Below are 4,510 nucleotides of genomic sequence, written 5' to 3' on the forward strand. Positions count from 1 at the left end.
AGCTGTACTTGAGTACGGTAAGGCGACGCTGACGTGGTTTGAAGAGATTTTCGAAGAGTATAAAACACAAGCAAAAACCTCCACATCAAGTGGAGGCAATCTCTTTTATCAATACAATTTTAAGTCACGAGGGTCAACTGGGAAAGTTGGATTGTATGGGTTGTGACGAAGCTTGAAGTGTTTGACATCTTCAATCGTCTGAGTTCCAGACAGCTGCATGACTGTCTTCAATTCTGCATTCAAGTGCTCAAAGACTTGGCGTACACCGACACTACCACCGAGAGCCAAGCCATAGATAACCGGGCGACCAATAGCTACCAAGTCTGCTCCTGAAGCCAAGGCTTTAAAGACATGTTGACCACGACGAACACCTGAGTCAAAGACAATTGGCACACGTTTATCAACTGCTTCTGCTACTTCTTGAAGTGAGTCAAAGGCAGCTGGTCCACCGTCAATTTGGCGACCACCGTGGTTGGTTACCCAGATACCAGAAGCCCCTGCAGCAAGCGAACGTTCAACGTCCTCACGGCATTGTGGTCCCTTGACATAAACAGGAAGTCCTGAGTATTCAGCGATAAATTCTACATCACGTGGAGACAAGCGTTGTTTAGCTGATTTGTAAACAAAATCCATTGATTTACCAGCACCTTCTGGCAGATATTCCTCAACAATCGGCATGCCAACTGGGAAGACAAAACCATTACGCTTGTCCACCTCACGATTGCCTCCTACAGTCGCATCTGCCGTCAAGACAATCGCTTTATATCCTTCAGCCTTCACACGATCCATGATGTGGCGGTTAATCCCGTCATCTTTACTAAAGTAAAATTGGAACCAATGAGGTGTCCCTTGAAGGGCTTCTGTAATTTCTGGAAGATCGACAGTAGAGTAGGAACTGGTTGTATAGAGGGAACCAAATTCATGCACACCACGCGCAGTCGCCACTTCACCCTGTTCATTTGCCAATTTATGAGCCGCAACAGGCGCCATAATGATTGGTGAAGACAATTTTTCACCTGCAAATTCAATCTCTGTACTTGGATTTTCTACATTGCAAAGTGTATGAGGAACGATGAGCTTGTGGTTAAAGGCACGAATATTCTCACGCAAAGTGAAAGTATCTTCCGCCCCACTAGCGATATAGCCAAATGCTGCTTTAGGGATAACTTGTTGCGCCATTGGCTCCAAATCATAGGTATTGATGAAATCTACATGACCTTCTGCATTGCTTGTTTTGTATGACATAAGATGTCCTCCTTAATAAGTAAGCGTTTACTTTGTATATTACAAAAATATCTTAACTCTTTTTTCAAAACTTTTCAAATATTTTGTTTGGAAATTTCAGAAATTTTATGTCTATGATAAAAAATCCTTATAACGGCAATAAAAAATAGATATTATCCAAAGGAGATTTTAAGTGCTACAATAACTGTATTATTTCTAGATGGGAGGTTCTATTTTTGGATTGGTCCATTGTTGAACAATATCTACCACTATATCAAAAGGCATTCTTTCTAACCTTGCATATTGCAGTTTGGGGAATTTTAGGATCCTTTCTGCTCGGTTTAATCGTTAGTATCATCCGACATTACCGCATCCCTGTTTTGGCGCAAATAGCGACAGCCTACATTGAATTGTCACGCAACACGCCCCTTTTGATTCAACTCTTCTTTCTCTACTTCGGGCTTCCCCGAATAGGGATTGTCCTATCTTCAGAAGTCTGTGCTACTCTGGGACTGGTCTTTTTAGGAGGTTCCTACATGGCAGAATCTTTCCGAAGTGGGCTGGAAGCCGTCAGTCAAACCCAGCAGGAGATTGGATTGGCCATCGGTCTGACACCTCTACAGGTCTTTCGCTATGTGGTTCTTCCGCAAGCAACAGCGGTGGCCCTACCCTCTTTTAGTGCCAATGTCATTTTCCTGATCAAGGAAACCTCCGTTTTCTCAGCAGTGGCTTTGGCCGACCTCATGTACGTCGCCAAGGACTTGATTGGACTCTATTATGAGACAGACATTGCACTGGCCATGTTAGTAATTGCTTATCTGATTATGCTACTGCCCATCTCACTGGTCTTTAGCTGGATAGAAAGGAGGCTCCGCCATGCAGGATTCGGGAATCCAAGTACTCTTTCAGGGAAATAATCTCCTGAGAATCTTACAGGGATTGGGCGTTACGATTGGGATATCCATCCTGTCTGTCCTCTTATCCATGATGTTCGGAACAGTCATGGGAATCATCATGACCTCCCATTCTAGAATCGTACGCTTTTTGACACGATTGTATCTAGAATTTATCCGTATCATGCCCCAGCTGGTACTACTCTTCATCGTTTACTTTGGCTTAGCTCGAAACTTTAATATCAATATCTCAGGTGAGACTTCAGCTATTATCGTTTTTACCCTCTGGGGAACAGCTGAAATGGGAGACTTGGTACGTGGAGCAATCACTTCCCTCCCTAAGCATCAGTTTGAAAGTGGACAGGCGCTCGGCTTGACCAATGTTCAACTTTACTACCACATCATCATCCCACAGGTTTTGAGAAGACTGCTACCGCAGGCCATTAACCTTGTCACTCGGATGATTAAAACCACTTCCTTGGTTGTTTTGATTGGGGTTGTGGAAGTGACCAAGGTTGGACAGCAAATCATCGACAGCAATCGCTTGACCATCCCAACTGCTTCCTTTTGGATTTATGGAACCATTCTAGTCTTATATTTCGCAGTTTGCTACCCTATTTCCAAACTATCCACTCACTTAGAAAAACATTGGAGGAACTAAATGTCTGAAACTATCTTAGAAATCAAGGAACTAAAAAAATCCTTTGGAGACAATCCCATCCTCCAAGGTCTATCCCTGCAAATCAATAAAGGGGAAGTTGTCGTCATCCTAGGGCCATCTGGTTGTGGGAAAAGTACCCTCCTTCGTTGCCTCAATGGTTTAGAAAGTATTCAAGGAGGAGATATCCTGCTGGATGGTCAGTCTATCGTTGCAAATAAAAAAGATTTTCATCTAGTTCGCCAAAAGATTGGCATGGTCTTTCAAAGTTATGAACTCTTTCCCCATCTGGATGTCTTACAAAACCTCATCCTAGGCCCTATCAAAGCTCAAGGAAGGGACAAGAAAGAAGTAACGGAAGAAGCTTTGCAATTACTAGACCGTGTCGGTTTGCTAGACAAACAACATAGCTTTGCCCGTCAATTATCTGGTGGACAGAAGCAACGGGTTGCAATTGTCCGTGCCCTCCTCATGCATCCAGAAATCATCCTTTTTGACGAAGTGACTGCTTCGCTGGATCCAGAAATGGTGCGTGAGGTGCTGGAACTTATCAATGATTTGGCCCAAGAAGGCCGTACCATGATTTTAGTAACCCATGAAATGCAGTTTGCCCAAGCTATTGCCGATCGGATTATCTTCCTCGACCAAGGGAAAATTGCTGAAGAAGGAACGGCTCAAGCCTTCTTTACCAATCCTCAAACCAAACGAGCTCAGGAATTTTTAAACGTCTTTGACTTTAGCCAATTTGGCTCATATCTATAAAGGAGATTCTTATGAAACTATTCAAACCACTCTTAACTGTTTTGGCACTTGCCTTTGCCCTTATCTTTGTCACTGCTTGTAGCTCAGGTGGAAACGCTGGTTCATCCTCTGGCAAAACCACTGCCAAGGCTCGCACAATCGATGAAATCAAAAAAAGCGGTGAGCTACGAGTCGCCGTGTTTGGAGATAAAAAACCGTTTGGTTACGTTGACAATGACGGTTCTTACCAAGGTTACGATATTGAACTTGGGAACCAACTGGCCCAAGACCTTGGTGTCAAGGTTAAATACGTTTCAGTCGACGCTGCCAACCGTGCGGAATACTTGATTTCAAACAAGGTAGATATTACTCTTGCCAACTTTACAGTGACTGACGAACGCAAGAAACAAGTTGATTTTGCCCTTCCATACATGAAAGTTTCTCTTGGAGTCGTATCACCTAAGACTGCTCTCATTACAGACGTCAAACAACTTGAAGGTAAAACCTTAATTGTCACAAAAGGAACGACTGCTGAGACTTATTTTGAAAAGAATCATCCAGAAATTAAACTCCAAAAATATGACCAATACAGTGACTCTTACCAAGCTCTTCTTGACGGACGTGGAGATGCCTTCTCTACTGACAATACTGAAGTTCTAGCTTGGGCGCTTGAAAATAAAGGATTTGAAGTAGGAATTACTTCCCTCGGTAATCCAGATACCATTGCGGCAGCAGTTCAAAAAGGCAACCAAGAATTGCTAGACTTCATCAATAAAGATATTGAAAAATTAGGTAAGGAAAACTTCTTCCACAAGGCCTATGAAAAAACACTCCACCCAACCTACGGTGACGCTGCTAAAGCAGATGATCTAGTTGTTGAAGGTGGAAAAGTTGACTAATACTCTTCGAAAATCTCTTCAAACCACGTCAGCGTCGCCTTGGATTATATATGTGACTGACTTCGTCAGTCTTATCTACAACCTCAAAGCAGTGC

5 protein-coding genes are annotated in these 4,510 nt (G+C 43.1%); 4 read left to right on the forward strand and 1 reads right to left on the reverse strand.

What is annotated here, in order from left to right; genetic code table 11:
* Positions 1-108 precede the first annotated feature (108 nt).
* On the reverse strand, positions 109-1,245 hold the full coding sequence (lctO, locus tag ADH54_RS06820; protein WP_049524544.1) for an L-lactate oxidase: 1,137 nt from the start codon (positions 1,243-1,245) through the stop codon (positions 109-111).
* A gap of 215 nt (positions 1,246-1,460) precedes the next feature.
* Between lctO and ADH54_RS06825 the strand changes: the two genes are divergently transcribed.
* Genes ADH54_RS06825 through ADH54_RS06840 form a run of 4 tightly spaced genes read left to right on the forward strand, consistent with a single transcriptional unit; the run spans position 1,461 to position 4,415 of the window.
* A complete protein-coding gene (locus ADH54_RS06825; protein WP_049524545.1) occupies positions 1,461-2,141 on the forward strand; it encodes an amino acid ABC transporter permease in 681 nt (226 codons plus the stop codon).
* Positions 2,101-2,778 carry an amino acid ABC transporter permease gene (locus ADH54_RS06830; protein ID WP_049524546.1) on the forward strand — a complete coding sequence of 226 codons (678 nt, stop codon included), beginning with the start codon at positions 2,101-2,103 and terminating at the stop codon, positions 2,776-2,778. Before ADH54_RS06825 ends, ADH54_RS06830 begins: the two co-directional genes overlap by 41 nt.
* Positions 2,779-3,537 carry an amino acid ABC transporter ATP-binding protein gene (locus ADH54_RS06835; protein ID WP_049524547.1) on the forward strand — a complete coding sequence of 253 codons (759 nt, stop codon included), beginning with the start codon at positions 2,779-2,781 and terminating at the stop codon, positions 3,535-3,537.
* Between the two features lie 11 nt (positions 3,538-3,548).
* Entirely contained in the window at positions 3,549-4,415 is an 867-nt protein-coding gene (locus ADH54_RS06840; protein ID WP_049524548.1) for a cysteine ABC transporter substrate-binding protein, read from the forward strand.
* The last annotated feature ends 95 nt before the right edge of the window (positions 4,416-4,510 follow it).

The sequence above is a fragment of the Streptococcus pseudopneumoniae genome (assembly GCF_001072315.1).
GTDB lineage: Bacteria > Bacillota > Bacilli > Lactobacillales > Streptococcaceae > Streptococcus > Streptococcus pseudopneumoniae_R.

Bases quoted from the DNA above. Each gene is read 5' to 3' on its own strand.
- lctO (WP_049524544.1), bottom strand. From the start codon at position 1,245: ATGTCATACAAAACAAGCAATGCAGAAGGTCATGTAGATTTCATCAAT.
- ADH54_RS06830 (WP_049524546.1), top strand. From the start codon at position 2,101: ATGCAGGATTCGGGAATCCAAGTACTCTTTCAGGGAAATAATCTCCTG.
- ADH54_RS06835 (WP_049524547.1), top strand. From the start codon at position 2,779: ATGTCTGAAACTATCTTAGAAATCAAGGAACTAAAAAAATCCTTTGGA.
- ADH54_RS06840 (WP_049524548.1), top strand. From the start codon at position 3,549: ATGAAACTATTCAAACCACTCTTAACTGTTTTGGCACTTGCCTTTGCC.